Annotated in this window: 19 protein-coding genes, 1 rRNA gene and 1 pseudogene; 5 read left to right on the top strand and 16 right to left on the bottom strand. The window is 73.7% G+C overall.

Going from position 1 to position 24,295, the window contains the following annotated elements; all coding sequences use genetic code 11:
* Positions 1–3 precede the first annotated feature (3 nt).
* From ACI2LY_RS28120 to ACI2LY_RS28110, 3 genes are all read right to left on the bottom strand, one after another.
* Positions 4–2,073: a tetratricopeptide repeat protein gene (locus ACI2LY_RS28120; protein WP_404709592.1), complete on the bottom strand. Its 2,070-nt coding sequence runs from the start codon at positions 2,071–2,073 to the stop codon at positions 4–6.
* A gap of 175 nt (positions 2,074–2,248) precedes the next feature.
* A complete protein-coding gene (locus ACI2LY_RS28115) occupies positions 2,249–2,875 on the bottom strand; it encodes an NUDIX domain-containing protein (RefSeq protein WP_404709591.1) in 627 nt (208 codons plus the stop codon).
* A gap of 106 nt (positions 2,876–2,981) precedes the next feature.
* Entirely contained in the window at positions 2,982–4,649 is a 1,668-nt protein-coding gene (locus tag ACI2LY_RS28110; RefSeq protein ID WP_350903014.1) for a CTP synthase, read from the bottom strand.
* 564 nt (positions 4,650–5,213) lie between these two features.
* Between ACI2LY_RS28110 and ACI2LY_RS28105 the strand changes: the two genes are divergently transcribed.
* The 3 genes from ACI2LY_RS28105 to ACI2LY_RS28095 are packed head-to-tail and all read left to right on the top strand — an operon-like array spanning position 5,214 to position 10,056.
* A complete protein-coding gene (locus ACI2LY_RS28105) occupies positions 5,214–7,016 on the top strand; it encodes a glycoside hydrolase family 15 protein (RefSeq protein WP_404709853.1) in 1,803 nt (600 codons plus the stop codon).
* Between the two features lie 45 nt (positions 7,017–7,061).
* Positions 7,062–8,393, top strand: coding sequence for an FAD-binding oxidoreductase (locus ACI2LY_RS28100; RefSeq protein WP_404709590.1), 1,332 nt, complete (start codon positions 7,062–7,064; stop codon positions 8,391–8,393).
* 43 nt (positions 8,394–8,436) lie between these two features.
* Positions 8,437–10,056: a PucR family transcriptional regulator gene (locus tag ACI2LY_RS28095; protein WP_404709589.1), complete on the top strand. Its 1,620-nt coding sequence runs from the start codon at positions 8,437–8,439 to the stop codon at positions 10,054–10,056.
* 10 nt (positions 10,057–10,066) lie between these two features.
* Here the strand turns inward: ACI2LY_RS28095 and ACI2LY_RS28090 are convergent, their stop codons facing one another.
* The 6 genes from ACI2LY_RS28090 to ACI2LY_RS28065 all read right to left on the bottom strand — a co-directional run bounded on the left by ACI2LY_RS28090 (position 10,067) and on the right by ACI2LY_RS28065 (position 16,030).
* Entirely contained in the window at positions 10,067–11,203 is a 1,137-nt protein-coding gene (locus ACI2LY_RS28090; RefSeq protein WP_404709588.1) for a glycosyltransferase family 4 protein, read from the bottom strand.
* A 285-nt stretch (positions 11,204–11,488) separates the two neighbouring features.
* Positions 11,489–12,232: a hypothetical protein gene (locus tag ACI2LY_RS28085; protein ID WP_404709587.1), complete on the bottom strand. Its 744-nt coding sequence runs from the start codon at positions 12,230–12,232 to the stop codon at positions 11,489–11,491.
* A 3-nt stretch (positions 12,233–12,235) separates the two neighbouring features.
* Positions 12,236–13,954, bottom strand: coding sequence for a DNA repair protein RecN (gene recN / locus ACI2LY_RS28080; RefSeq protein ID WP_404709852.1), 1,719 nt, complete (start codon positions 13,952–13,954; stop codon positions 12,236–12,238).
* A 63-nt stretch (positions 13,955–14,017) separates the two neighbouring features.
* On the bottom strand, positions 14,018–14,944 hold the full coding sequence (locus tag ACI2LY_RS28075) for an NAD kinase (protein WP_404709586.1): 927 nt from the start codon (positions 14,942–14,944) through the stop codon (positions 14,018–14,020).
* Positions 14,941–15,756: a TlyA family RNA methyltransferase gene (locus tag ACI2LY_RS28070; protein WP_404709585.1), complete on the bottom strand. Its 816-nt coding sequence runs from the start codon at positions 15,754–15,756 to the stop codon at positions 14,941–14,943. Before ACI2LY_RS28070 ends, ACI2LY_RS28075 begins: the two co-directional genes overlap by 4 nt.
* A 61-nt stretch (positions 15,757–15,817) precedes the next feature.
* Positions 15,818–16,030, bottom strand: coding sequence for a hypothetical protein (locus tag ACI2LY_RS28065; RefSeq protein ID WP_404709584.1), 213 nt, complete (start codon positions 16,028–16,030; stop codon positions 15,818–15,820).
* Positions 16,031–16,072: 42 nt separating this feature from the next.
* Between ACI2LY_RS28065 and ACI2LY_RS28060 the strand changes: the two genes are divergently transcribed.
* Entirely contained in the window at positions 16,073–16,420 is a 348-nt protein-coding gene (locus tag ACI2LY_RS28060) for a sterol-binding protein (RefSeq protein ID WP_404709583.1), read from the top strand.
* Here ACI2LY_RS28060 and ACI2LY_RS28055 read toward each other — a convergent pair.
* Genes ACI2LY_RS28055 through ACI2LY_RS28040 form a run of 4 tightly spaced genes read right to left on the bottom strand, consistent with a single transcriptional unit; the run spans position 16,404 to position 20,451 of the window.
* Positions 16,404–17,282 (bottom strand): ABC transporter ATP-binding protein, encoded by an 879-nt coding sequence (locus ACI2LY_RS28055; protein ID WP_404709582.1) that lies wholly within the window; start codon positions 17,280–17,282, stop codon positions 16,404–16,406. The genes ACI2LY_RS28060 and ACI2LY_RS28055 overlap by 17 nt on opposite strands.
* Positions 17,279–18,325, bottom strand: coding sequence for a FecCD family ABC transporter permease (locus ACI2LY_RS28050; protein WP_404709581.1), 1,047 nt, complete (start codon positions 18,323–18,325; stop codon positions 17,279–17,281). Before ACI2LY_RS28050 ends, ACI2LY_RS28055 begins: the two co-directional genes overlap by 4 nt.
* Positions 18,322–19,365 carry a FecCD family ABC transporter permease gene (locus ACI2LY_RS28045; RefSeq protein ID WP_404709580.1) on the bottom strand — a complete coding sequence of 348 codons (1,044 nt, stop codon included), beginning with the start codon at positions 19,363–19,365 and terminating at the stop codon, positions 18,322–18,324. The genes ACI2LY_RS28050 and ACI2LY_RS28045 overlap by 4 nt, the downstream gene beginning before the upstream one ends.
* A gap of 57 nt (positions 19,366–19,422) precedes the next feature.
* Entirely contained in the window at positions 19,423–20,451 is a 1,029-nt protein-coding gene (locus tag ACI2LY_RS28040; RefSeq protein ID WP_404709579.1) for an HAD hydrolase-like protein, read from the bottom strand.
* Positions 20,452–20,523: 72 nt separating this feature from the next.
* On the opposite strand from ACI2LY_RS28040, the gene ACI2LY_RS28035 reads away from it, so the two are divergent.
* On the top strand, positions 20,524–21,807 hold the full coding sequence (locus tag ACI2LY_RS28035; protein ID WP_404709578.1) for a DUF1015 family protein: 1,284 nt from the start codon (positions 20,524–20,526) through the stop codon (positions 21,805–21,807).
* Positions 21,808–21,888: 81 nt separating this feature from the next.
* On the opposite strand, the gene ACI2LY_RS28030 is transcribed toward ACI2LY_RS28035, so the two are convergent.
* From ACI2LY_RS28030 to rrf, 3 genes and pseudogenes are all read right to left on the bottom strand, one after another.
* Entirely contained in the window at positions 21,889–22,734 is an 846-nt protein-coding gene (locus tag ACI2LY_RS28030) for a hypothetical protein (protein ID WP_404709851.1), read from the bottom strand.
* A gap of 492 nt (positions 22,735–23,226) precedes the next feature.
* Positions 23,227–24,108, bottom strand: a pseudogene (locus ACI2LY_RS28025) (tetratricopeptide repeat protein); the annotation flags it as partial.
* Positions 24,109–24,203: 95 nt separating this feature from the next.
* A 5S ribosomal RNA gene (gene rrf, locus ACI2LY_RS28020) occupies positions 24,204–24,295 on the bottom strand; the annotation flags it as partial.

The following is a 24,295-nucleotide window of genomic DNA, read 5'->3' as shown; positions in this document are numbered from 1 at the left end:
GCATCAATCTTCATCGGATGCACTGCGGATTTCGCAGGCGTCGGCGTCCACCTTCACTGACCGGCCTTCAGCGGCGGGCCCGGTGGCCGCCTCTTCCTCCAGCATGCGCTCCGCCGCCGCGCGGTGCAGGCGGGCGGCCGTGGGGTCGCCGAGCCGGTCCAGGGTGTCGGCCAGCCGCAGCTGGAGCGCGGCCTGGAGCCGGGTGTCGTCCGCGCGCCGCGCCCACTCCACCGCCTCCTGGCAGGTGCGCAGGCATTCCTCGGGGCGTCCGGCGTACTCCTGGACGCGGGCCAGCTCGCTCAGGGCGCGCGCGTGGGCGGCGACGTCGCCCTCCTTGCGGTATCCGGCGAGGGCGGCCCGCCAGTTGCGCAGGCCCTCGCCGTACCGGCCCGCGTAGGTGTGGGCGGTGGCGATACGGCCGTAGAGCCGGGCGGCCTCGGCGCGCTCGCCGCGGGCGAGGCGCTGGGACAGGGCGCGGCCGAACCAGTCGGCGGCCCGGTCGTGGTCGCCCAGCTCCTGGTGCGCGCCGCCCACGGATTCCATCGCGCGGCCGGTGGCGTACGGGTCGTTCGCCTCGCGTCCGGCGTCCAGCGCGGCCCGGTAGCGGGCCAGCGCGTCGCGGGTGCGGCCGGTCTGGGCGTCCACGTCGCCCAGGTTCAGCAGGGCGGCGGCCTTCTCGCGGGGCAGGCCGCGCCGCTCGGCGACATCGAGGACCAGGCCGTGGATGCCGTACAGGTCGGGGGCCGCGGCCTGGGTGCCGAAGTGCGCGACCATGGCCCGGACCAGCTGGGACATCAGCCGTCGGGCGAGGGTGTCCAGCTCCCCGTCGGCCACCGCGAGCCGGGCGGCGGCCAGCAGCGCCGGGCGCCGGGCCGTGAGCCATTCGGCGGCCGCGCGGGGGCTGGGGAAGCGCAGGCCCGGGGGCAGCGCCTGGAGCTTCTCGCGGGCCTGCGGGCTGTCGGTCTCGGTGCTGGCGCGGCAGGACTGGAGCAGCCGTACGTCCCGCTCCAGCAGCCGGGCGCGGGCCAGCTGGAGTTCGGCGGGGCGCTCCTTGGCCTCGGCGAGGGCGCGCAGCAGGGGGTGCAGACAGCCGGGGATGTCGTACTCGGGCAGCGGTGAGCGGGCCGGGCGGAGCAGGCCGAGGGCGGCCAGTTCCCGCAGCACGGTGTGTGCGGCCTTGAGGGAGCAGCCCGCGAGGGCGGACGCGGTGTGCGCGTCGACGGGGCCCGCCGGTGCCTGGGAGAGCAGGCGCAGCATGTGGGCGGTGGAGGCGGGCAGTCCGTCGTGGACGAGGGTGAGGACGCGGGCGAGGGCGGGGCCGTCGTCGGGGTCGCTGTGCAGCCGCTTGGCGAGGTCGGAGACGGCCGTCTGGGGGCGGGCGGCGAGCCAGCCGCCCGCCAGGGTGAGGGCGGCGGGCTGTCCCGCGCAGATCTCGGCGAGGTTCTCGGCGGAGCGGGGGTCGACGGTGACGCGGACCGAGCCGGTGTACCGGGTGAGTAGTTCCACCGCGGACTTGGTGTCCAGGCCGCCCAGGGTGCAGGGGCGGACGTCGGAGATGCCGGTGAGGGGGCCGCGGGAGACGGCGACCACCAGGCAGTCGGGGGCGTCCGGGAGGAGGGCGTCGACCTGTTCGGCCCCGGTGGCGTCGTCCAGCAGGAGCAGGACACGCCGGGGAGCGAGGGCGGTGCGCAGGGCCTCGGTCAGCTCGTCCTCGGCGGCGCCCGCGGGGGCGCGGGTGCCGAGCGCGGTGAGCAGTTCGCGGGCGGTGCGCTCAACCGGTACGGGGGTGCCGTCGGGGTCGCTGAGGCGGGCCCGGAACACGCCGTCGGGGTAACGCTGCGCGACCTGGGCCACGAACTCCTCGGCGAGCGCGGTCCGGCCGGAGCCGGGGCGTCCGGCGATGAGGAGAACGCGGGCCCGGGGTGCCTTGCGTCCGGCGAGGGTGTCCAGGCCGGTGCGCTCGATGTCGGCCCTGAGCTCCTTCAACTCCCGTGTGCGCCCGAGGAAATGGCCCTCCTGGGCCGGCGGCTCCGACAGCCGCGCCTCTTCCTGGTCCACCGCCTGATCCGTCACGGGCCACGCTCCCGTCCCACCGCACGCGCAAAGCCCGCCGGTTCTTCCGGTACGGGCGTTTGCTGAGCCTAGTTCACGCTCTGCGACGTTCCCGGTGGAGCGCGGCGGACACATCCCCCGATCGGATCAGGCGATGGTCACACCAATGGGACGCGGTCGTGGATCTTGGCCGGATTCAGGAGGCGAAGGGGCGCGCGGGCCAGGGCGCGTCGGCCGGGCGCAGGGCGTCCAGACCGTCCCCGGCGCGGGCGGCGACCAGCGAGAGGACGCCCACGACCAGGCAGTTGTTGTGCACGTCCCCGGCGAGCACCAGCCGCACCAGCTCGTCCACGGGCACGCGCGCGTACTCCATGTCCGTCTCCTCGTGCTCCGTGACGAAGCGCTCCCCCTCGGCCTCGGCGAGGTCGCGGGCGAGGAAGATCCGTACGGCCTCGTCGCAGCCGCCGGGGGTGGTGTAGACGTCGGTCAGCACCCGCCAGTCCTCGGCCTTGACGTGCGCCTCCTCGTACAGCTCGCGCTGGGCGGCGTGCAGCGGGTTCTCGCCGGGCACGTCCAGCAGCCCGGCCGGGATCTCCCAGAGCTTGTGGCGCACGGGGTGGCGGTACTGGTTGATGAGCAGGACCCGGTCCTGCTCGTCCAGGGCGAGGACCGCGACCGAGCCGGGGTGGACCTGGTAGTCGCGGCGGGCCACCGAGCCGTCGGGCATGACCACGTCGTCCGTGCGGACGGAGGTCTTGCCGCCCGTGAACGGGGTCCCGCTCGCACGGACCTCCCACTCCTCGGGGGTGTCCTTGATCGTCATGCCCTGTCCCTCCACGTGCCATGTGCGCAAAAGAAACCTGCGCAAAAGAAAACCGGGGTGCGCACCTTTGAAGGTTCGCACCCCGGCCACCGTAACAACTGGTGTGTTACTTGGAGTTCTTCGGCTTGCCCGCCGTCTTGCGCTCGACGGAAGCCTTCACCAGGCCCGCGAACAGCGGGTGCGGCCGGGTCGGCCGGGAGCGCAGCTCGGGGTGCGCCTGGGTGGCGACGAGGTAGGGGTGGACCTCGCGCGGGTACTCGACGTACTCGACGAGCTTGCCGTCGGGCGAGGTGCCCGAGAAGACGATGCCCGCCTTCTTCTCCAGCTCGGCGCGGTAGGAGTTGTTGACCTCGTAGCGGTGGCGGTGCCGCTCCTCGACGTACTCCTTGCCGTCGTAGACCTCGCGGACGATGGAGCCCTCGGCCAGCTTCGCCGGGTACATGCCGAGCCGCATGGTGCCGCCCATGTCGCCCTCACCGGCGACGATGTCCATCTGCTCGGCCATGGTGGAGATGACCGGGTGGGCGGTGGCCGGGTCGAACTCGGTGGAGTTGGCGTCCGGGATGTCGGCCAGGTTCCGCGCGGCCTCGACCACGATGCACTGCAGGCCCAGGCAGAGGCCGAGCAGCGGGACCTTGTTCTCGCGGGCGTAGCGGATGGCGCCGACCTTGCCGAGCACACCGCGGTCGCCGAAGCCGCCGGGGATGCAGATGCCGTCCACGTCACCGAGGGCGGCGGCGGCACCGGCCGGGGTCTTGCAGTCGTCGGAGGTGACCCACTTGATCTTGACGCGGGCGCGGTTGGCGAAGCCGCCCGCGCGCAGCGCCTCGGTCACCGACAGATAGGCGTCCGGCAGGTCGATGTACTTGCCGACCAGGGCGAGGGTGATCTCGTGGTCCGGCTTGTGCACCCGGCCCAGCAGGTCGTCCCAGGTGGTCCAGTCCACGTCCCGGAAGGGCAGGTCGAGCTTGCGGACGACGTAGGCGTCCAGGCCCTCGGCGTGGATGACCTTGGGGATGTCGTAGATGGAGCGGGCGTCGGGGCAGGCCACGACGGCGTCCTCGTCCACGTCGCACATCAGCGAGATCTTGCGCTTGATGGCGGTGGGGACCTCGCGGTCGCAGCGCAGCACGATCGCGTCGGGCTGGATACCGATGTTGCGCAGCGCGGCGACGGAGTGCTGGGTCGGCTTGGTCTTCAGCTCGCCGGAGGGGCCGATGTACGGCAGCAGCGAGATGTGGACGACGAAGACGTTGTCCCGGCCGACCTCGTGGCGGACCTGGCGGACGGTCTCCAGGAACGGCAGCGACTCGATGTCGCCGACGGTGCCGCCGACCTCGGTGATGACGACGTCCACCTCGTCGGTGGCCATGCGCCGGATGCGGTGCTTGATCTCGTTCGTGATGTGCGGGATGACCTGCACGGTGTCGCCCAGGTACTCGCCGCGCCGCTCCTTGGCGATGACCGTGGAGTAGACCTGGCCGGTGGTGACGTTGGCCGAGCCGTCGAGGTCGCGGTCGAGGAAGCGCTCGTAGTGGCCGATGTCCAGGTCGGTCTCGGCGCCGTCGTTGGTGACGAACACCTCACCGTGCTGGAAGGGGTTCATCGTGCCCGGGTCGACGTTCAGGTACGGGTCGAGCTTCTGCATCACGACGCGCAGGCCGCGAGCCTTGAGCAGCATGCCCAGGCTGGAGGCGGTGAGGCCCTTGCCGAGCGAGGATGCGACACCCCCGGTGACGAAGATGTGCTTGGTCGTCGTAGATTTCGGCGGCATGGCCAAGAGGGGGCTCCCGTGGTCGCTGTCTGTGATGCGGTGCGGTCGCCGGCCCGGAGAATCAGGTGTTCCTCGCGGTGGCGTCGTCGCTGCGGTTCGGGGGTTTTGGGGCCCACCGGTCCACGGGCTACCAGGGTATCAGCGCCCGGAGGAGTCGGCGTCCGGCCACGCTCCGTGCACGGCCGGCCGGGCTCGCGTGAGCAGGTCCGGCGTGGGCTGGCGGGCGTCCGGGCGGTGGTCACGGAGTCCTCACCCCGCGCTCACTCGTTCGGCTCACACGGGTTGCCCGGAGCGGCGCGCAGATCATCTACGTGCGTCGTATCCTGCTCGGACACTCGCTGCCGAGCCAGGCCGGGATGACGGCACACCCCCGCCTTTAGTACCCGGACCATCGTGAGCACGGCAGTTCGTCGGCGGTTTCGTCGAGCAGGGACCGCCGTTTTGCCACAGGGCTGCGCGGGCTGCTTTGCTTCACCGCTTCAACGACGTATGACAACCACCCTTGACCGCACTGGCGATCACCCCCTCGCGCGGGGTGACGTGGCCGTTCGACTGGAGTTGCACGTGGCCGGGCGCATCGAAGACTACGCACTCATCGGAGACATGCAGACCGCTGCCCTGGTCTGCCGGGACGGCACGGTGGACTGGCTGTGCCTGCCCCGCTTCGACTCGCACGCCGTCTTCGCCGGACTGCTGGGCACCGAGGAGCACGGCTTCTGGCGGCTCGGCCCGGCGTTCGCGGCGGACACCGCCCCGCCCACGGCGGCCCGGCGGGGCTACCGGGGCGACTCGCTGATCCTGGAGTCGGAGTGGGACACCCCGCGCGGCACCGTGCGGGTGACGGATTTCATGCCTCCGCGTGACGGCGCCCCGCAGCTCATCCGGATCGTGGAGGGCATCAGCGGGGAAGTGCCGATGCGCTCGGAGCTGCGGATGCGGTTCTCCTACGGCCGAGTGGTGCCGTGGGTACACAAGTACGACAACCGTACGGTCGCCGTCGCGGGTCCCGACTCGGTGTGGTTCGACACCGAGGCCGACACCTACGGCAAGGACCTGACGACGTACTCCGACTTCACCGTCTCCGCCGGTGACCGGGTGGCGTTCACCATCTCCTGGCAGCCCTCGCACAAGGAGGCGCCCCCGCTGCCCGAGCCGGAGCAGGCGCTTCAGGCGACGGAGGAGTTCTGGCGCGAGTGGGTCGAGCAGTGCACGTACCACGGCCCCTACCGCGAGGCCGTGATCCGCTCGCTGATCACGCTGAAGGCGCTCACCTACGCCCCCACCGGCGGCATCGTGGCCGCGCCCACCACCTCCCTGCCGGAGGACATCGGGGGCGTGCGCAACTGGGACTACCGCTACACCTGGCTCCGGGACGCGGCGATCACCCTGTCCTCGCTGCTGCGCACCGGCTACCGCGACGAGGCCCGCGCCTGGCGCGAGTGGCTGCTGCGGGCGGTCGCGGGCGACCCGGAGAACCTCCAGATCATGTACGGCATCGCCGGTGAGCGTGAGCTGGGCGAGGCCGAGCTGGACTGGCTGCCGGGCTACGAGAACTCCCGCCCGGTCCGGGTGGGCAACGGCGCCGCCGACCAGCTCCAGCTGGATGTGTACGGCGAGGTCATCGAGGCCCTCCACCTGGGCCACATGACCGGCCTCGCCCGCAACGACTACGCCTCGGTGCTCCAGCTCAAGCTGATCCGCTACCTCGAGGACCACTGGCAGGAGCCGGACGAGGGCATCTGGGAGGTGCGCGGGCCGCGCCGCCAGTTCGTGCACTCCAAGGTGATGGCCTGGGTGGCCGTGGACCGCACGATCAAGCTGATCGAGTCCGGGGACGCGGAGGGCCCCCTTGAGCGCTGGAAGGAACTGCGCGACGACATCCACCGCGAGGTCTGCGAGAAGGGCTACGACCCGGAGCGCAACACCTTCACCCAGTACTACGGCTCCAAGGAGCTGGACGCCTCCCTGCTGCTGATCCCGCAGATGGGCTTCCTCCCGCCGGACGACAAGCGGGTGATCGGCACCATCGAGGCGATCCAGCGCGAGCTGTCCACCTCCGACGGGTTCATCCTGCGCTACCCGACCGACGGCGACGACGCGGGCGTGGACGGCCTCCCCGGTGACGAGGGCGCCTTCCTGGCCTGCTCGTTCTGGATGGCGGACGACCTGGCGATGATCGGCCGCGTGGACGAGGCCCGCAAGCTGTTCGAGAAGCTCCTCGGCCTCCGCAACGACCTCGGCCTCCTCGCCGAGGAGTGGGACCCCCGCCTCCAACGCCAGGTCGGCAACTTCCCCCAGGCGTTCAGCCACGTCCCGCTGATCGACACCGCCCTGCGGCTGACGGCTTCGGGGGCGTACGGGGGCTGACGCTCCTAGGCTGGAGCTCACTGCCCCGAGCGGAAGGGGGCGGCCATGGCCCCCCTCTCGAAGGCCGGCGCGGCGCTGGCCGCGTTGCGTGACGAGCTGAGCGGTGCGGTGTTCGCGCCCGGCGACGCGGGATACGACGCGGCGCGGGCCGTTTCCGACGCGCGGACCGAACGGCGGCCGGCCGTGATCGCCCGGTGCGCGGACGCGGCCGACGTGGTGCGCGCGGTGCGCTTCGCCCGTGATCTGGACCTGCCGGTGGCCGTGGGCGGTGCCCTCGGCCACGGCGGGGCCGTGGTGGACCTGCGCCGGATGCACGGGGTGAGCGTCGACCCGGAGGCCCGGACCGTACGGATCGAGGGCGGGGCCACCACGAGCCATCTGGACCGGGCCTGCCAGGCGTACGGGCTGGTCACCCCCGGCGCCCCGGATTCCGCCGCCGGGGTCGCCGGGTTCGTGCTCGGCGGCGGCACCGGATGGCTGGACCGCGCCTTCGGGCTCGCCGTGGACGGTCTGCGGGGCGTGGAGCTGGTGACGGCCGACGCCGAGCTGATACGTGTCGGCCCCGAGGCGCACCCCGAGCTGTTCTGGGCGCTGCACGGCGGGGGCGGCACCTTCGGCGTGGCGACCGCGCTCACCCTGGACCTGCATGAGCTGCCCGAGTTCGCGGCCGCTCTGCCGCTGTACCGGCCGGAGCACGGTCCCGAGGTGGTGCGCGCCTTCCGCGAGGCCATCGAGACCGGCCCGGACCGGCTGAGCGGGGCGCTGCTGTACCTCACCGGGCCGCCCGGGTCCGCCTACGGGGAGCTGGTGTGCGGGGCGCTGGTGACGTACGCGGGCGGGGCCGGGACGCTGCGGGAGCTGGCCGCGCCGCTGCTGGCGCTGCCGGTGGCGGGCGAGCTGCCGTACGCGGACGCCTTGGGCGTGTTCGATACCCCGCCCGGCCTGCGGAGCCTCTCCTCGGCCGAGTGCCTGACCGGCCTGCCGGACGATCTCGTGGACGTCTACTGCTCGCTCGGTGCGCGGATGCCCGTGCCGACCGGTACCCGGCATCTGCTGTTCCCACAGGGTGGCGCCGTCGCGGCCGGTCCGCACGACTACCCGCTCCCCTTCCGGGACGCCCCCTGGGTGGCACACCCGTCCGCCCGCTGGGCGGACCCGGCCGGCGACGAGCGCGCCCTCGCCTGGGTGCGGGAGGTCCGCTCCGGGGTCGCGCCGTGGACCACCGGCGACGTCCCGCTGGACCTCATCGGCGACGAGGGCGCCGAACGGCTCCGCGCGGGCCTCGGCGTCGGCAACATGCTCCGGCTGGAGAAGGTGAAGCGGGCGTACGACCCGGACAACGTCTTCCGCTTCCACCACGACATCCGGCCCCTGTAGCCCTGACTGTTCCGTTCGAGGTCAGACGGGTAGCGTCCGGCGCATGAGCACTGAGGGCGGCGGGATCACCGTGCGGCGGGCGCTGGAGCTGCCGGGGCTGCGGGGCGGGCTGCCGGAGGTGGTGGCGGGCGAGGACCGGCTGGAGCGCGTGGTGCGCTGGGTGCACGCGGGCGAGGTCCCGCACATCGCCAAGCTGCTCAAGGGCGGCGAACTGCTGCTGACCACCGGGTACGGGCTGGGCACGCGCCCGGCCGAGCAGCGGGCGTTCGTGCGCACGCTGGCGGAGCGGGACATCGCCGCGCTGGTGGTGGAGCTGGGCCAGCGCTTCACCCGGCTGCCCGCCGCCCTGGTGGACACCGCGCGGGCGACCGGCCTGCCGCTGGTCCAGCTGCACCGCGAGGTGCCGTTCGTGGCGGTCACCGAGGAGATCCACACCGAGATCGTCAACGGCCACTACGCGCTGCTCCAGCGGGCGGAGGACGTGCACCGCCGCTGTACGGAGGCGCTGCTCGGCGGGGGCGGGGTGCCGCAACTGCTCACCATCCTGGCGGACTTCTGCGCGAACCCGGTGTTCCTGGAGACGGCGGACGGCCGCCTGCTGTACGCGGCCGGGCCGGGCCCCGAGGGCGCGGACCCCTTGCAGGTGTGGGAGGGGCTGCGCGGTCCGCACCGGGCGGAGCCGCCGCCGTCGGGCGCGCTGCTGGTGGAGGTGCCGGGCGGGGGCGCGGGGGCGGCCGGGGTGCGGGCGCGGCTGGTGCTGCTGCCGGTCGGGGCGCCGCTGGCGCCGGTGCACCGGATCGCGGCCGAGCGGGCGGCGGGGACCGTGGCGGTGGTGCTGATGCAGGCCCGGCAGGAGGAGGAGCTGGCGGCGCGTGGCCGGGGCGACTTCCTGACCGATCTCGCCGAGGGCCGGGTGCGGGCCGGGGACGCTCCGGCGCAGGCCCGGGTGCTGGGGTTCCGGCCGGGTGACGGCCCGCTGCTGCCGGTGGTGATGCGGGTGGGGGACGCGCTGTCCCCGGTGGGCGGCTGGGCGGTGCTGGCGCGGGCGGTCGGGGAGGAACTGGCGTCGGTGGGGGTGCCGGTGCTGCCGGGGGTGCGGCCGGTGGAGGGCCGGGTGCCGGTGCTGGTGGGGCTGCGCTCGGCGGGCGACCGGGCGCCGGTCGCGGACCGGGTGGCGGCGGCGCTGCGGGCGGGCGCGGAGCGGGCCGGGATGGTCCGGCCGGGGGCCAGGCCGCCGGTCGTGGTGGTGGGGCTGCCGGGCGACTGGGCGGCGGCCTCGGCGGGGCTGCGGCACGCGGCGGAGACGGCGACGGCCGCACAGGGCCTGACCGACCAGCCCTGGTACGACGCCCGCCGCCTCGACACCGACCTGCTGCTGTGGCGGTTGCGCGACCACCCGGACCTGGCGGCGTTCGTGGACCGGGCGCTCGGGCCGCTGCGCGAGCACGACCGCCGCGCGAAACCGCCACTGCTCCCGACCCTGGAGACCTACCTCGCCCACGCGGGCCGCAAGGCGGAGACCGCCCGCGAACTCCACCTCAACCGCCAGACCCTCTACAACCGTCTCGCCCGCATAGGCGAGTTGCTCGACTCCGACCTCGACGACCCGCAGACGGTACTGGCCTTGAGCCTGGCCCTGCGCGCCCGACGGCACGTGGACTAGAGCAAGGCTGCTAGAGCAGCGCCAGCGGTTGAGTCAACTCGTCGTAGATGCTCAGCACTTGCGCGATCGTGTCGTCCTCGGTCGGCCAGCCGGACGCCTGTCGGGTGCCGCGCTCGGCGAGCTGCTCGCGGCGTTCGGGGTCGGCGAGGAGGCGGGTGACGGTGTCGGCGAGGGCGCGCGGGTCGCCGTAGGGGACGAGTTCGGCGGCGTCGCCGACCAGGTCCGGGACGCCGCCGACCGCGGTGGCGACCAGGGGGACGCGGGCGTGCAGGGCCTCCTGGGCGAGGAGGGGGCGGGACTCCCAGCGGCTGGTGAGCAGGGCGAGGTCGGCGGCCGCGAGGAGTTCGGGGACGTCGTCGCGGACGCCGAGCAGCCGGACGGGCAACTCCTCGTCCGTGATGCGTTGTTGCAGCTCGGGGCGGAGGGGACCTTCACCGGCGACGAGGGTGAGCGGCTGCGGATCGAGGGTGCTCCAGACGCGGGCGGCGTCCAGCAGCACGTCGTAGCCCCGGTGCCGGTCGAGGGAGCCGACGGCGAGGAGCAACGGGCGGTCGGTGGCGCCGAGTTCGGCGCGGAGCTTGGCCGAGGGCCGGTCCGGGTCCTCCGGCGCGGCGGGCCGGGGGCGGCCCGGCAGGGCCATCGCGCCGAGCCGGGCGTCGCGGGCGCCGGTACGGCGGGCCCGGTCGACCAGGGCGGAGCTGGTGCCGAGGATCACGGCGGCGGCCCGCGCCACGCGCCGCTCCAGCAGCCGCAGCAGATGCGCCCGCGCGCCCTCGGCGTGCGCCCGGTCGTGCCAGGTGACGACCAGCGGGGTGGCGCGTCCGCCGAGGGCCAGCGCGGCGCGGAAGGAGGCGTGCAGCCCGTGCGCGTGCACCAGGTCGGCGTCCGCGCAGGCCGCCCGGAGCCGGGCCACGGCCGCCGGGTCGCTGCTGCGGGGCACGGGCACGTGGTCGGCGCCGGTGCCCTGGAAGTCGTAGGCGTGGTCGGCCTCCGCCGGGGCGCACACGGTGACCCGCACGCCCCGCGCGACCAGCCCCTCGGCCAGCGAGCGCACATGGGCGCTGCTCCCGGCGTTGCCGCCGCCGAGCACCTGCACGGTGCGCAGCGAGGACCGGCCGTGCGGGGCGTTGCTGCTCACGGGGCTCACGAAGGCCGGGGCTCCTGGTTCGGGGCGGTGGGTGGGTCATGGGGGGACGTACAGAAGGTAGCGAACGGCGAAACGGCGGAAGCGGGGTACGACGGGCCGCGTGGGGCCGCCACCCGGAGGCGGCACACCGTCAAGCATGCCAGTACGTACGGCTGTTCCGGGAAATCCCGGCGGACCCACCAGCCCGCGCGCGGTGGCAATGCGCCGGCGCATCTCACCCGTACGAGTGAGAGCGGCCGTCGGCCCGGCGGAGCCGCGCCGGGAGCGTACCGCGAGGTCAGCGGCTCACAGGACGCGCGCCCAGGCGGTGACCCGGTCCCCGTACACCGTCGCGGCGACCACGGCGGCGGCGTGCACGAGGAGGCCCGCGCGCCCGTTGGCCGCCGCGGCGGCGGCGCCGAGCGCCGCGCCCAGGGCGTGCGCGCCGGTGTCGCCGAGCATGGCCCGCTCCCCCAGGTCCTCCGGGAGCACGGCGGCGGCCCCGCCCGCCGCGACGGCGGCCAGCGCGCCGCCGGGCCCGCGCCGGGCGAGGCCGGGCAGCGCGAGCGCGAGTACGGCGCCCGCCGCGCGGCCGGGGCGTACGTCGACCAGGTTGGCGGTGTGCGCGGCGCCCGCGATGACGACGCCCGCGAGCAGCCGGTCGAGCGGGCGTTCCTTCAGCGAACAACCGGCGGCCAGCGCGGCGGCGGAGATGCCGAACAACTTGACCGCGCCGGAGGTGATCTCGCCCGTGCGCAGGGCGCCGAGGTGGGCGCGGAAGCCGCGGCGCGGGTCGTCGGCCCCGGCGATGTCGTCGTACGCCCCGCAGGCCCCGGCGGCCAGCACGGCGAGCCCGGCCGCCGGGTGGACCCGGGCGGCGGCGAGCGCGGTGGCGGCGGCGCTCGCCGGACCGGCGTACAGGTCGACGGTGCGACCGGCGCGGTTCTTCCGCTCCCAGCGGGCGCGTCCGCCCGGCGCGCTCCTCCGGAGGGCCGCCGTCAGCCCGCGGGTGAGCAGGGCAGAGGCGCACAGGGCGGCGAGGCGGGACACGCCCTAGTCCTCCGCGCGGGCGGTGGCGAGGAGTTCCTCGGCGTGGGCGCGGGCCGCCTCGGAGTCCTCCTGGCCCGCCAGCATCCGGGACAGCTCACGGACGCGGTCCTCGCCCTCCAGGACCTTCACGCCGGACCGGGTGACCGAGCCGTCGTTGGTCTTCTCCACCAGCAGCTGCCGGTCGGCGAACGCGGCGACCTGCGGCAGGTGGGTGACCACGACGACCTGCGCGGTGCGGGCGAGCTTCGCCAGCCGCCGCCCGATCTCCACGGCCGCCTTGCCGCCGACCCCGGCGTCTACCTCGTCGAAGAGGTACGTCGGCACCGGGTCGGTGCCCGCGAAGACGACCTCCACGGCGAGCATCACGCGGGACAGCTCACCGCCGGAGGCGCCCTTGGCGATGGGCCGGGGCGGGGCGCCGGGGTGCGGGGCGAGCAGCAGCTCGACCTCGTCCACACCGGTGGGCCCGTAGGCGACCGTGCGGCCGCCCGCCTCGATGCCGTCGGGGTCCTCGGTCTGCCGGATGTCGAAGGAGACGCGGGCGTGCGGCATCGCCAGCGAGGCCAGTTCGGCGGTGACGGCGGCGGCGAACCGCTCGGCAGCCTCGGTGCGCGCCTTGGTCAACGCCTCGGCGAGGGCAGCCAGTTCGACGCCGAGGGCGTCGCGCTCGGCGGTGAGTTCACCGATCCGCTCGTCGTCGCCGTCCAGCTCGGTCAGCCGCGCGGCACCCTGCTCGCCCCAGGCGAGTACGGCGTCGATGTCCTCGCCGTACTTCCGGGTCAGCGCGGTCAGCGCGGCCCGGCGCTCCTCCACGGCGGCCAGCCGCAGCGGGTCGGCGTCCAGGTCGTCGGCGTATCCCGCCAGCTCACCGGCGACGTCGGCGAGGAGGATGCCGATCTCCCCGATCCGGTCGGTGAGCGCGGCCAGCGCCGGGTCGTGGGCCCGGACCGCCTCCAGCGCCCGGTGGGCGCCCGCGACCAGGGTGGAGGCGTCGATGCCCTCCGGGTCCTCGGGGTTGCCCGCGAGGGCGGCGTGCGCGGCGGCGGCCGCGGCGGCCAGCGCCTCGGCGTGTCCGAGCCGGTCCGCCTCCTCGGCGAGTTCGGTGTCCTCCCCGGCGCGCGGCTCCACGGCGGCGATCTCGTCCAGGCCGTAGCGCAGCAGGTCGGCTTCCTGGGCGCGCTCGCGGGCGCGGGTGACGATCTCGTCCAGCTCGACGGCGACGGCCCGCAGCCGCTTGTACGCCTCGGTGTACGCGGCCAGCGGCCCGGAGACGGCGTCGCCCGCGTACCGGTCCAGGGCCTGCCGCTGCCGGGACAGCTTCAGCAGGCCCTGCTGGTCGGTCTGGCCGTGCACGGCCACCAGTTCGTCGGCCAGCTCGGCGAGCAGCCCCACGGGCACGCTGCGCCCGCCGAGGTGCGCGCGGGAGCGGCCCTCGGCGGAGACGGTACGGCTGATCAGCAGGGCCCCGTCGTCCAGCTCGGCCCCCGCCTCCTCGGCGCGTACGACGGCGGAGGAACCGGCGGCCAGGGCGATCCGCCCCTCCACCACCGCCTTGCCCGCACCGATCCGTACGAGCGCCGGGTCGGCGCGCCCGCCGAGCAGCAGCCCCAGGCTGGTGACCACCATGGTCTTGCCCGCGCCCGTCTCACCGGTGACCGCGGTGAACCCCGGCGACAGCTCGACCACGGCGTCGTCGATGACCCCGAGCGACCGTATCCGCATCTCCTCCAACACGGAACAGACCTTACGAGGTCCGGGGCGCGCGGCGCACACGGGCCGCCCCTGTCACTCCGAGGAGTGGTCCCGGGCGCCGCGCCAGCCGGTGGTCGGCAGGGCGAACTTCGCCACCAGCCGGTCGGTGAAGGAGGCGTGGTGCAGCCGGGCGAGCCGGACCGGTACCGCGCCGCGCCGGACCTCGACCCGCGCGCCGGGCGGCAGCTCGATGGTGCGGCGTCCGTCGCACCACAGCACACCCGGCGGGACGTGCGGGAGCACCTCGACCGCGAGGACCGAGTCGGGGGAGGTGACCAGCGGCTTGGCGAACAGGGCGTGCGCGCTGATCGGCACCATGAGCAGCGCCTCCACCTCGGGCCACACCACCGGTCCCCCGGCGGAGAACGCGTAGGCGGTGGAGCCGGTGGGGGTGGAGAGGACGATGCCGTCGCAGCCGAACGCGGTGACCGGGCGGCCGTCGATCTCCAGCACCACTTCGAGCATCTTCTCGGCGGACACCTTCTGCACGGCCGCCTCGTTCAGCGCCCAGTCGGTGTGCACGATGTCGCCGTTGCGGTGCACGACCACGTCGATGGTCATGCGCTCCTCGACCTCGTAGGAGCGGGCCACCACCCGGTCCACCACCCGGTCCAGGTCGTCCCGCTCGGCCTCGGCGAGGAAGCCGACGCTGCCGAGGTTGACGCCGAGCATCGGCACCCCGGAGGCGCGGGCGAACTCGGCGCCGCGCAGCAGGGTGCCGTCACCACCGAGGACGATGAGCAGTTCACAGCCGTCGAGTGACTGCGGTGTCGCCTCCTTGACGAGTTCGACCCCGTCCGGCTCCCCGGGCAGCGGCAGGTCGCGCGCCTCCTCCTCCAGCACCCGCACCCCGATGCCGGACCTCAGCAGTCCCTTGACCACGAGTTCCGCGCTGCGGATCGCCGCGGGACGCCCGGTGTGGGCGAGCAGGAAAACAGTACGCGCTCGGTTCTGTGTCAACGCGGCCCCTCCGCCACTGCACGATCGATGTCGGCCGGGTCGATCTCGGGGGCTCCGGCGCGCAGCCAGAGAAAGTACTCGACGTTGCCGGACGGGCCCGGCAGCGGACTCGCGGTGACTCCTCGCACCCCGAGACCCAGCTCCCACGCCTTGTCGGCCACCCCGCGCACGGCGTCCGCCCGCAGCTGCGGACTCCGTACGACACCCCCGCTGCCCAGCCGTTCCTTACCCACCTCGAACTGCGGTTTGACCATCATCACCAGATCGGCGTCCGGCGTCACGCACCGCTTGAGGGCGGGCAGCACCAGACCCAGCGGGATGAAGGACAGATCGCCCACCACCAGGTCCACCGGCTTCCCGTCGATCCCCTCGAGCGTCAACTCGCGTACGTTCGTACGGTCCTTGACGATGACCCGTTCATCGTTCCGCAAGGACCAGGCGAGTTGTCCGTATCCGACGTCCACGGCGACGACCTGGGCGGCGCCCGCGCGCAGCAGGACGTCGGTGAAGCCGCCGGTGGAGGCGCCCGCGTCCAGGGCGCGGCGCCCCTCGACCACCAGGCCCTCGGGGACGAAGGCGGCGAAGGCACCGGCGAGCTTGTGGCCGCCGCGGGAGACGTAGTCGGGCTCGGTGTCGTCCTTCAGGACCACGATCGCGGCGGCGGTCTCCACCTGGGTGGCCGGCTTGGTCGCCACGGTCTTGCCGACGGTGACCCGTCCGGCGGCGATCAGCTGGCTGGCGTGCTCGCGCGAGCGCGCCAGCTTGCGGCGGACCAGTTCCGCGTCGAGACGGCGGCGTGCGACTCCTGCCACGTTCGGTTCAGCTCCTGCTCAAGTTCTTCGTGCGGGTGGTACGGGCGGTGCGGGCGCGGCCTCACCGGGCGTCGAGCGCGTCCAGCGCGTCGCGCAGCCCCCGGTGTACATCCTCGTACACGTCGAGGTGTCCGTCGGTGGGGAGGTGGTCGGCGTCGGCCAGCCGGGCCAGGCGGGCGTCGACCCCGGCGTCCCCGGTGGGGGTGCGGGGGACGGCCAGGGGCGCCGGGGCGGCGGGGCCGGACTGGGGCGCCGGGGACACGGACTCGCTCATGCCCAGACGCTACCGCGAACGCCTGGGGTACCGTCGTGCGCGATGGCCACGATCGAGGAGTGCCGTACGGCACTGGAGAAGCTTTCGGACAGCATGAGCGGCGCCGAGGGCGACGCCGGTGCGGCCGCCGCGCTGGACCGCTCGGTGAGCTGCCATGTCACCGACCTGGACGTCACCTTCGCCGGGCGCATGCGAGGCGCCCGGATCGAGGTGGCCGAGACCCTGCCGGGCCCGCCCAGGGAGCGGGCCCAGATCCGGCTGGCGCTGGCCGGGGACGACCTGGTGGCCCTGGTGGACGGCCAGCTGAACTTCGCCTCCGCCTGGGGTTCGGGCCGGGTGAAGCTGGAGGCGGGGCTGATGGACCTGTTCCGGCTCAGGAAGCTGCTGTGACCCCGTCGGCCCGAGGTGCCGTCCGCGCCTTGCGGGCGGCGGGCACGACCAGCGGGGTCCCGGTCTCGGGGTCGTCGATGACCTGGCAGCGCAGCCCGAAGACCCGCTCGACCAGGTCGGCGGTGACGATCTCGCTCGGCGCGCCCTCGGCGATGACCTCGCCGCCGCGCAGGGCGATGAGGTGCGTGGCGTAGCGCGCCGCGTGGTTGAGGTCGTGCAGGACGGCGACCAGGGTGCGTCCCTGTGTCTCGTGCAGCTCGGCGCACAGGTCGAGGACGTCGATCTGGTGCTGGATGTCGAGATAGGTGGTCGGCTCGTCCAGGAGCAGCAGCGGGGTCTGCTGGGCGAGGGCCATGGCGATCCAGACGCGCTGGCGCTGGCCGCCGGAGAGTTCGTCCACGTACCGCTCGGCGAGTTCGGCGACGCCGGTCTGCGCCATGGATTCCTGGACCACCCGCTCGTCCTCGGCCGACCACTGGCGCAGCAGCCCCTGGTGCGGGTAGCGGCCCCGGCCGACCAGGTCGGCGACGGTGATGCCGTCGGGCGCGATGGAGGACTGCGGGAGCAGACCGAGGGTGCGGGCGACCTTCTTGGCGGGCAGCGAGTGGATGGCCTGCCCGTCGAGCAGCACCTGGCCGTCGGTCGGCTTCAGCATCCGGGACAGCGCCCGCAGCAGGGTGGACTTGCCGCACGCGTTGGGGCCGACGATGACGGTGAAGGAGTTGTCGGGTATCTCCACCGACAGCCGTTCGGCGATGACGCGCTGTTCGTAGGCGAGGGTGACGTTCTCGGCGGACAGGCGGTTCACGGTGCTGGTGCTCCTAGGGATGTTCGACTTCGGTCCGCGGGTTCCGGCGCTCATACCCGGCCCGCCCGGCGCTCGCCGACCAGCAGCCAGAGCAGATAGGCGCCGCCGACGACGCCGGTGACCACGCCGACGGGCAGCTGGTCGGCGCCGAAGAGTCGCTGGCAGATCCAGTCGGCGGTGACCAGCAGGGCGGCGCCCATGCACAGGGACGGCACGAGGTTGGGGCCCGGCGAGCGGGTCAGTCGGCGGGCGAGCTGCGGCGCGGTGAGGGCGACGAAGCCGACGGGGCCCGCGGCGGCGGTGGCGGCGGCGGTGAGCAGGACGGCGCTCACCATCAGCACCAGCCGTACCCGGTGCACCCGTACGCCGAGGGCGTGGGCCACGTCGTCGCCCATCTCCAGCATCCTGAGGCCCCGCCCGTTGGCGAGGACCAGCGGGACGACGACGGCGCACAGGATCAGCAGCGGCCAGACCTGGGTCCAGTCCCGGCCGCTGAGCGACCCCGTCATCCACACCACGGCCCGCGCGGCGTCGACGATGTCGGCCTTGGTGATCAGGTAGCCGTTGACGGCGGTGAGCACGGCCGAGACACCGATGCCGACCAGGACCAGCCGGTAGCCGTGCACCCCCTGCTTCCAGGCGAGCAGATAGATGCCGATGCCGGTGACCAGGCCGCCGACCAGCGCGCCCGCGGTGACGGCGGCGGCGCTGCCGGAGAACAGCACGATCATCACCAGGGCGCCCGCGGTGGAGCCCTGGGCGAGGCCGAGCACGTCAGGGCTGCCGAGCGGGTTGCGGGAGATCGACTGGAACAGCGCCCCGCCGAGCCCCAGCGACGCGCCGACCAGCAGCCCGACCAGCAGCCGGGGCAGCCGCAGCTCGTTGACGATGAAGTCCTGGTACGGATTGCCGTCCCCGACGAGGGTCCGCAGCACGTCCATGACGGGGATGTGGGCGTCGCCGGTGCCGATCAGGGCCACACCGGCGGCGAGCACGGCGACCAGCAGGGCGATGACGACGATGAGGGAGCGTAGGTCCAGGCGCAGCGAGAGCCCGCCGGGGGTGCGTACCGCACGGCTCCGGGAGAGTGTCTTCACAGCTGGGCCGTCCTCCGCCGTCGTACGAGAAAGATGAAGACCGGGCCGCCGATGAGCGCGGTGATGATGCCGACCTGGATCTCGGCGGGCCGGGCCACGAGTCGGCCGATGATGTCGGCGCCGAGCAGCAGCACGGGCGACAGCACGGCGGCGTACGGAAGAATCCAGCGCAGGTCGGGCCCGGTGAAGGAGCGCACCACGTGCGGCACCATCAGGCCGACGAACATGATCGGGCCGCAGGCGGCGGTCGCGGCGCCGCACAGCACGGTCGCGGCGAGCATGGCCAGCGCACGGGTGCGGTTGAGGTGGGCGCCGAGCGCGCGGGCGGTGTCGTCGCCCATCTCCATGGCGTTCAGCGGCCGGGCCAGGGCGAGCGAGAGGACCATCCCGGCCAGCAGGAACGGCAGCACCTGGACGATGGTCCGGTCGTTCGCGGAGTCCAGCGAGCCGACCGTCCAGAAGCGCATCCGGGACAGCGCCTCGTCGTCCATGATCATGACGGCCTGGAGGTACCCGTACAGCGCGGCCCCGATCGCGGTGCCCGCCAGCGCGAGCCGTACCGGGGTGGCGCCCCGGCTGCCGCCGAGGAACCACACCAGCGCGCCCACGGCCGCCGCACCGGCGAACGCGAACCAGACATAACCGCTCAGCGAGGTCACGCCGAAGAAGGTGATGGCGGTGACGACGGCCGCGGAGGCGCCCGCGTTGATGCCGAGCAGGCCGGGGTCGGCCAGCGGGTTGCGGGTGAGCGCCTGGAGCACCGAGCCGGACAGCCCGAACGCGGCCCCGGCCAGCAGGCCGAGGACGGTCCGGGAGATCCGGTCCCGTACGACGATGTCGGCGTAGGTGCCGCTGTCGTGGAACAGCCCGTGCCAGATCAGGTCCGGCGCCAGCGATTTGGCGCCGATGCCGATACTCGCCATGGCGACGAACGCCAGCAGCACGACGGCGAGGAGCAGCCCGAGGGCGCGCACCAGCCGTCGCTTCGGGGGCGCGGCGGCGGTTTCCGCGCGCTGTTCCGGAGGACTCTCGACCAACACGCGGTTAGGTTAGCCTATCCTCCTATTTGATCTCGATCCCGCCCGTGTGGCGGAGCCTCAGAGACCCAGCCTGGCCAGCGCCTTCTCCGCGTCGAGCGTGCAGGAGCCGTCCCCGGCCGCCGTCCAGGCCGCCGCGCACAGCGCCCGCAGCCCGTCCAGCGCGGACCCCTCGCCCGACAGCTCCAGCTGCCCGGAGCCCTCCGTGGCGGTCCAGCCCCCGCAGCGGAAGCCCTCGCCCTCCTGCGCCACCTCCGGCTGCCCGGTGAGCAGGCCGCGCAGATCGGCGTCCACGAAGGTCGGCCGGTGCTGCGGCGGCGCGGCGAGCAGCTGGGCGCCGTCGGTGACGCCGGTCAGCACCAGCAGCGAGTCGACCTCGCCGTTGTAGGCGCCTTCGATGTCGGTGTCCAGCCGGTCCCCGACCACCAGCGGCCGCTTGGCGCCGGTGCGCAGGATGGTCTCCTTGTGCATCGGGGGCAACGGCTTGCCCGCCACCTGCGGCTCGGCACCGGTGGCGATCCGGACGACCTCCACCGCCGCGCCGTTGCCCGGCGCGATGCCCCGCCCGCTCGGGATGGTCAGGTCGGTGTTGGACGCGAACCACGGCACCCCGCGCGCCACCGCGTACGACGCCTCCGCGAACCGCCCCCACGCGAAGTCCGGCCCGCCGTACCCCTGCGCCACCGCCGCCGGGTCGTCGTCGGCCGACTCCACCGGGGTCAGCCCGCGCTCGCGCAGCGCCACCCGCAGCCCCTCACCGCCGATGACGAGGACCTTCGCCCCGGCCGGGACCTGCTCGCTGATCAGCCGGGCCACCGCCTGCGCGGAGGTGATGACATCGTCGGCATCGGTCGGTATGCCCAGCTCGGTGAGATGGTCCGCCACGGTGTCCGGGGTGCGCAGCGCGTTGTTGGTGACATACGCGAGGTGCATGCCCTCGGCGCGGGCGTCGACCAGCGAGTCCACGGCGTGCGCGATGGCCTCGCCGCCCGCGTACACCACCCCGTCCAGGTCGAGCAGCGCCGTGTCGTACGCCTCGTGCAGGGGCCGCTCACTGCCCTCGGGGCTCGTCCTGACGCTCCGGCTCATCCGTATCGCTCCTCGTTCGACGCTCTTTCCCCCGATCATCCCGCAACGCGCTCGCACACGTACGATGCCGGGATGAACATCGCAGGTCACTCGGAAGCAATGGCGCCCCGAGGTCTGGAACTCACCCCGTTCCGCGGTCTTCGTTACGACCCCGAACGGGTCGGCAGTCTGGCCTCCGTCACCTCCCCGCCGTACGACGTGGTCGTACGCCCGGACGGCCTGCACCACCTCCAGGACGCCGACCCGTACAACATCGTCCGGCTGATCCTGCCCCAGGCCGACACGCCCGACGTGCGCAACGAACAGGCCGCCGACACCCTGCGCCGCTGGCTCGCCGCGGGCATCCTCGCCCCAGACCCGGTCCCCGCGCTGTACGTGTACGAGCAGCAGGACGTGGAAGGGCTGCTCCAGCGCGGTGTCATCGGCGCCCTGCGCGTCTCGGAGCCGGAGGAGGGCGTCGTCCTCCCGCACGAGGACGTGATGGACCCGGTGGTCGCCGACCGCGCGGGCCTGATGCGCGCCACCCGCGCCAACCTGGAACCCCTGCTGCTGACCTACCGCGGCGACGGCGCCACCTCCGAGGCCGTCGAGCGCACGGCGAAACTCCCGCCCCTGCTGACCACGACCACCGAGGACGGCGTACGGCACCGTCTCTGGGGCCTCACCGACCCCGCCGAGCTGGCCCTCGTCCGCGAGGACCTCGCCCACCACCAGGCCCTCATCGCCGACGGCCACCACCGCTGGGCCACCTACCGCCTGCTCCGCGCCGAGCAGCCCTCCCCCGGCCCGTGGGACCAGGGCCTGGTCCTGCTGGTCGACACCGCCCGCTATCCGCTGCGCGTCCGCGCCATCCACCGCCTGCTGCACGGCCTGCCGGTGGCGGACGCCCTCGCCGCGGTGGGCGACCTGTTCCGGGTACGGCGTCTCGCGGTACCGCTGCCCGAGGCGCTGGAGGCGCTCGCCGGGGCGGCCGCCGAGGGCAACGCCTTCCTGCTGGCGGGCGACGGCGACTTCCATCTGCTGGACCGGCCCGACCCCGCCCTGCTGGCCCGCGCGGTCCCTTCCGGCCACCCGGAAGCCTGGCGCTCCCTGGACGCGACGGTCCTGCACAGCGTGCTCCTCGACCAGGTGTGGCACATCCCCGAGGACTCCCCCGCGCACATCGCGTACATCCACGACACGGCGGCCACGGTCAGCAAGGCGGAACGCGGCGGCGGCACGGCGGTGCTGCTGCATCCGGTACGCGAGGAGGTCGTGCGCGAGCTGGCTCGGCAGGGGGTGACGATGCCGCGAAAGTCGACGTCCTTCGGGCCGAAGCCCGCGTCGGGGCTGGTGCTGCGGGTGGTGGACATCTGAGGCGGGGCTTCTACCGGCTCCGGGCATGAAAAAAGGGCGGGACCGCTGGGGTCCCGCCCTTTCTGTTGTTCCGCGCGAGGATCAGTCCTCGGTGGAGTCCTTGATCTGGACGATCTTCGGCTCGTCGGCCTCGGGCGCGTCCTCGTCCGAGGGCTCGTCGTCGTCGGACTCGTCGTCGGTCGTGGTGTTCTCGTCGACCACGACCGTCACCACGGTCTCGGTCTCGGTCTCGGTCTCGGCGTCGTCCTCGTCCATCGCGTCGACGAACTCGACGCCGTCCAGCTCGGCGAGCCGGTCGGAGGCGTCCGTGCTGCCGTCGCGGTCGGCCTCGACGGCCTTGCCGAACCACTCCCGCGCCTCGGTCTCCCGACCGGCGGCCAGCAGGGCGTCGGCGTAGGCGTAGCGCAGGCGGGCGGTCCAGGGCTGGATGGAGTTGGAGGCCAGCTCCGCGCTCTGGAGCGTCACGATGGCCGCGTCCAGCTGGTCCATGTCACGCCGGGCACCGGCCGCGACGAGCCGCATCTCGACCTGGCCGGCCTTGTCCAGCTTCTGCACCTCGGGGGCACCGGCCATGTCCAGCGCCTTCTCCGGACGCCCGAGCCCACGCTCGCAGTCGGCCATCACGGGCCACAGCTCGGTGTTGCCGGTCATCCGACGCGCGGCACGGAATTCGGCCAGGGCCTCGCTGTACTTCTGGGTGGCGTACGCCGCGAAACCGGCGGCCTCGCGCACGGCGGCCACACGGGACGCCAGACGCAGGGCAACCCTGGAGTAGCCGTAGGCACCCTCGGGGTCCTCGTCGATGAGCCGGGCGACCATCACCAGGTTCCTGGCGACGTCCTCCGCGAGCGTCTTCGGGAGGCTCTGCAGCTCCTGGCGGACGTCCTTGTCGACCTCGTCGCCGGTGACGTCCTCGGGGATCGGCAGCCGCTTGATCGGCTCGCGGTCACGGTCCCGCTCGTCACGGCCACGGTATCCACCCCGGTCGCCGCCACGGTCGTCGCGGCCCCGGTACCCACCGCGCTCGCCCGGCCGGGCGCCACGGTCGTCACGACCCCGGAAACCACCCCGGTCGCCGCCACGGTCGTCCCGACGGGGCCCACCACGGCTGTCGTCGCGACGGAAGGCCGGACGGTCGCCGGAGCGGTCGTCACGACGGAAGCCGCCACGGTCGTCGCCACGGCGGTCATCGCGACGGTCGTCACGGCGGTCGTCGCGGCGGAAGTCACCGCGGCTGTCGTCACGACGGAAGGCCGGACGGTCCCCGCCACGGCTGTCATCGCGACGGAAGGAGGGGCGGTCGCCACCACGACGGTCGTCGTCCCGACGGAACGACGGACGGTCGCCGGAACGGTCGTCACGGCGGAAGCCCGGACGGTCCCCGCCACGGTCGTCACGGCGGAAGTCACCACGGCTGTCGTCACGACGGAACGAGGGACGGTCACCGGAACGCTCGTCGCGGCGGAAGCCCGGACGGTTCCCGCCACGGTTGTCGTCCCGACGGAACGAGGGACGGTCACCGGAGCGGTCGTCACGGCGGAAGGCCGGACGGTCCCCGCCACGGTTGTCGTCGCGGCGGAAGGAGGGGCGGTCGCCGGAGCGGTCGTCACGGCGGAAGCCGCCGCGGTCGCCACCGCGGTCGTCGCGGCCACGGAAGCCGCCACGGTCGTCGCCTCGGCGGTCATCACGACGGTCGTCGCGGCGGAAGTCACCACGGCTGTCATCACGACGGAACGAGGGGCGGTCGCCACCACGACGGTCGTCGTCGCGACGGAAGGACGGGCGGTCGCCGCCACGGCTGTCGTCACGGCGGAAGGCCGGACGGTCGCCGGAGCGGTCGTCACGGCGGAACCCGCCACGGTCATCGCGGCGGTCGCCACCACGGTCGTCGCGGCGGAAGTCACCACGGCTGTCATCACGACGGAACGAGGGGCGGTCGCCACCACGACGGTCGTCGTCCCGACGGAACGACGGACGGTCGCCGGAACGGTCATCGCGGCGGAAGCCGCCACGGTCGCCACCGCGGCTGTCGTCACGGCGGGCGCCACCGCGGTCGTCGTCGCGACGGAAGGAGGGGCGGTCACCGGAACGGTCGTCGCGGCGGAAGCCGCCACGGTCGCCACCGCGGTCGCCGCCTCGGTCGTCACGGCGGAAGGAGGGACGGTCGCCGCCACGGCGGTCGTCGCCACGGTCGTTGGACCGGCGCGGGCCGCCACGGTAGCCGCCACGGTCACCGCGGTCGCCACCGTCCCGTCGCCGCTGATCGCGCTCCGGCCGGTCGTCGGGAGAGTTGGTGGACATCGGGTGACTCCTGTCTTCGGGTACCACAAGCATTGTAAAAACAAAAGGACCCCTGGTCCCAGCTGAACGCTGGGACCAGGGGTCCTCCAAAGATTGTTCGGCGGCGTCCTACTCTCCCACAGGGTCCCCCCTGCAGTACCATCGGCGCTGTGAGGCTTAGCTTCCGGGTTCGATATGTAACCGGGCG

The organism is Streptomyces sp. NPDC002176 (assembly GCF_044903645.1).
Taxonomy (GTDB): domain Bacteria; phylum Actinomycetota; class Actinomycetes; order Streptomycetales; family Streptomycetaceae; genus Streptomyces.
Note: the sequence above shows the minus strand (reverse complement) of the source record. Positions and strands in the feature narration are given on the sequence as shown.

What these genes read in the sequence shown, in the direction of transcription:
- ACI2LY_RS28115 (WP_404709591.1), bottom strand. Translation starts at nt 2,875, where the DNA reads ATGACGATCAAGGACACCCCCGAGGAGTGGGAGGTCCGTGCGAGCGGG.
- ACI2LY_RS28110 (WP_350903014.1), bottom strand. Translation starts at nt 4,649, where the DNA reads ATGCCGCCGAAATCTACGACGACCAAGCACATCTTCGTCACCGGGGGT.
- ACI2LY_RS28100 (WP_404709590.1), top strand. Translation starts at nt 7,062, where the DNA reads ATGGCCCCCCTCTCGAAGGCCGGCGCGGCGCTGGCCGCGTTGCGTGAC.
- ACI2LY_RS28095 (WP_404709589.1), top strand. Translation starts at nt 8,437, where the DNA reads ATGAGCACTGAGGGCGGCGGGATCACCGTGCGGCGGGCGCTGGAGCTG.
- recN (WP_404709852.1), bottom strand. Translation starts at nt 13,954, where the DNA reads ATGCGGATACGGTCGCTCGGGGTCATCGACGACGCCGTGGTCGAGCTG.
- ACI2LY_RS28065 (WP_404709584.1), bottom strand. Translation starts at nt 16,030, where the DNA reads ATGAGCGAGTCCGTGTCCCCGGCGCCCCAGTCCGGCCCCGCCGCCCCG.
- ACI2LY_RS28060 (WP_404709583.1), top strand. Translation starts at nt 16,073, where the DNA reads ATGGCCACGATCGAGGAGTGCCGTACGGCACTGGAGAAGCTTTCGGAC.
- ACI2LY_RS28055 (WP_404709582.1), bottom strand. Translation starts at nt 17,282, where the DNA reads ATGAGCGCCGGAACCCGCGGACCGAAGTCGAACATCCCTAGGAGCACC.
- ACI2LY_RS28040 (WP_404709579.1), bottom strand. Translation starts at nt 20,451, where the DNA reads ATGAGCCGGAGCGTCAGGACGAGCCCCGAGGGCAGTGAGCGGCCCCTG.
- ACI2LY_RS28035 (WP_404709578.1), top strand. Translation starts at nt 20,524, where the DNA reads ATGAACATCGCAGGTCACTCGGAAGCAATGGCGCCCCGAGGTCTGGAA.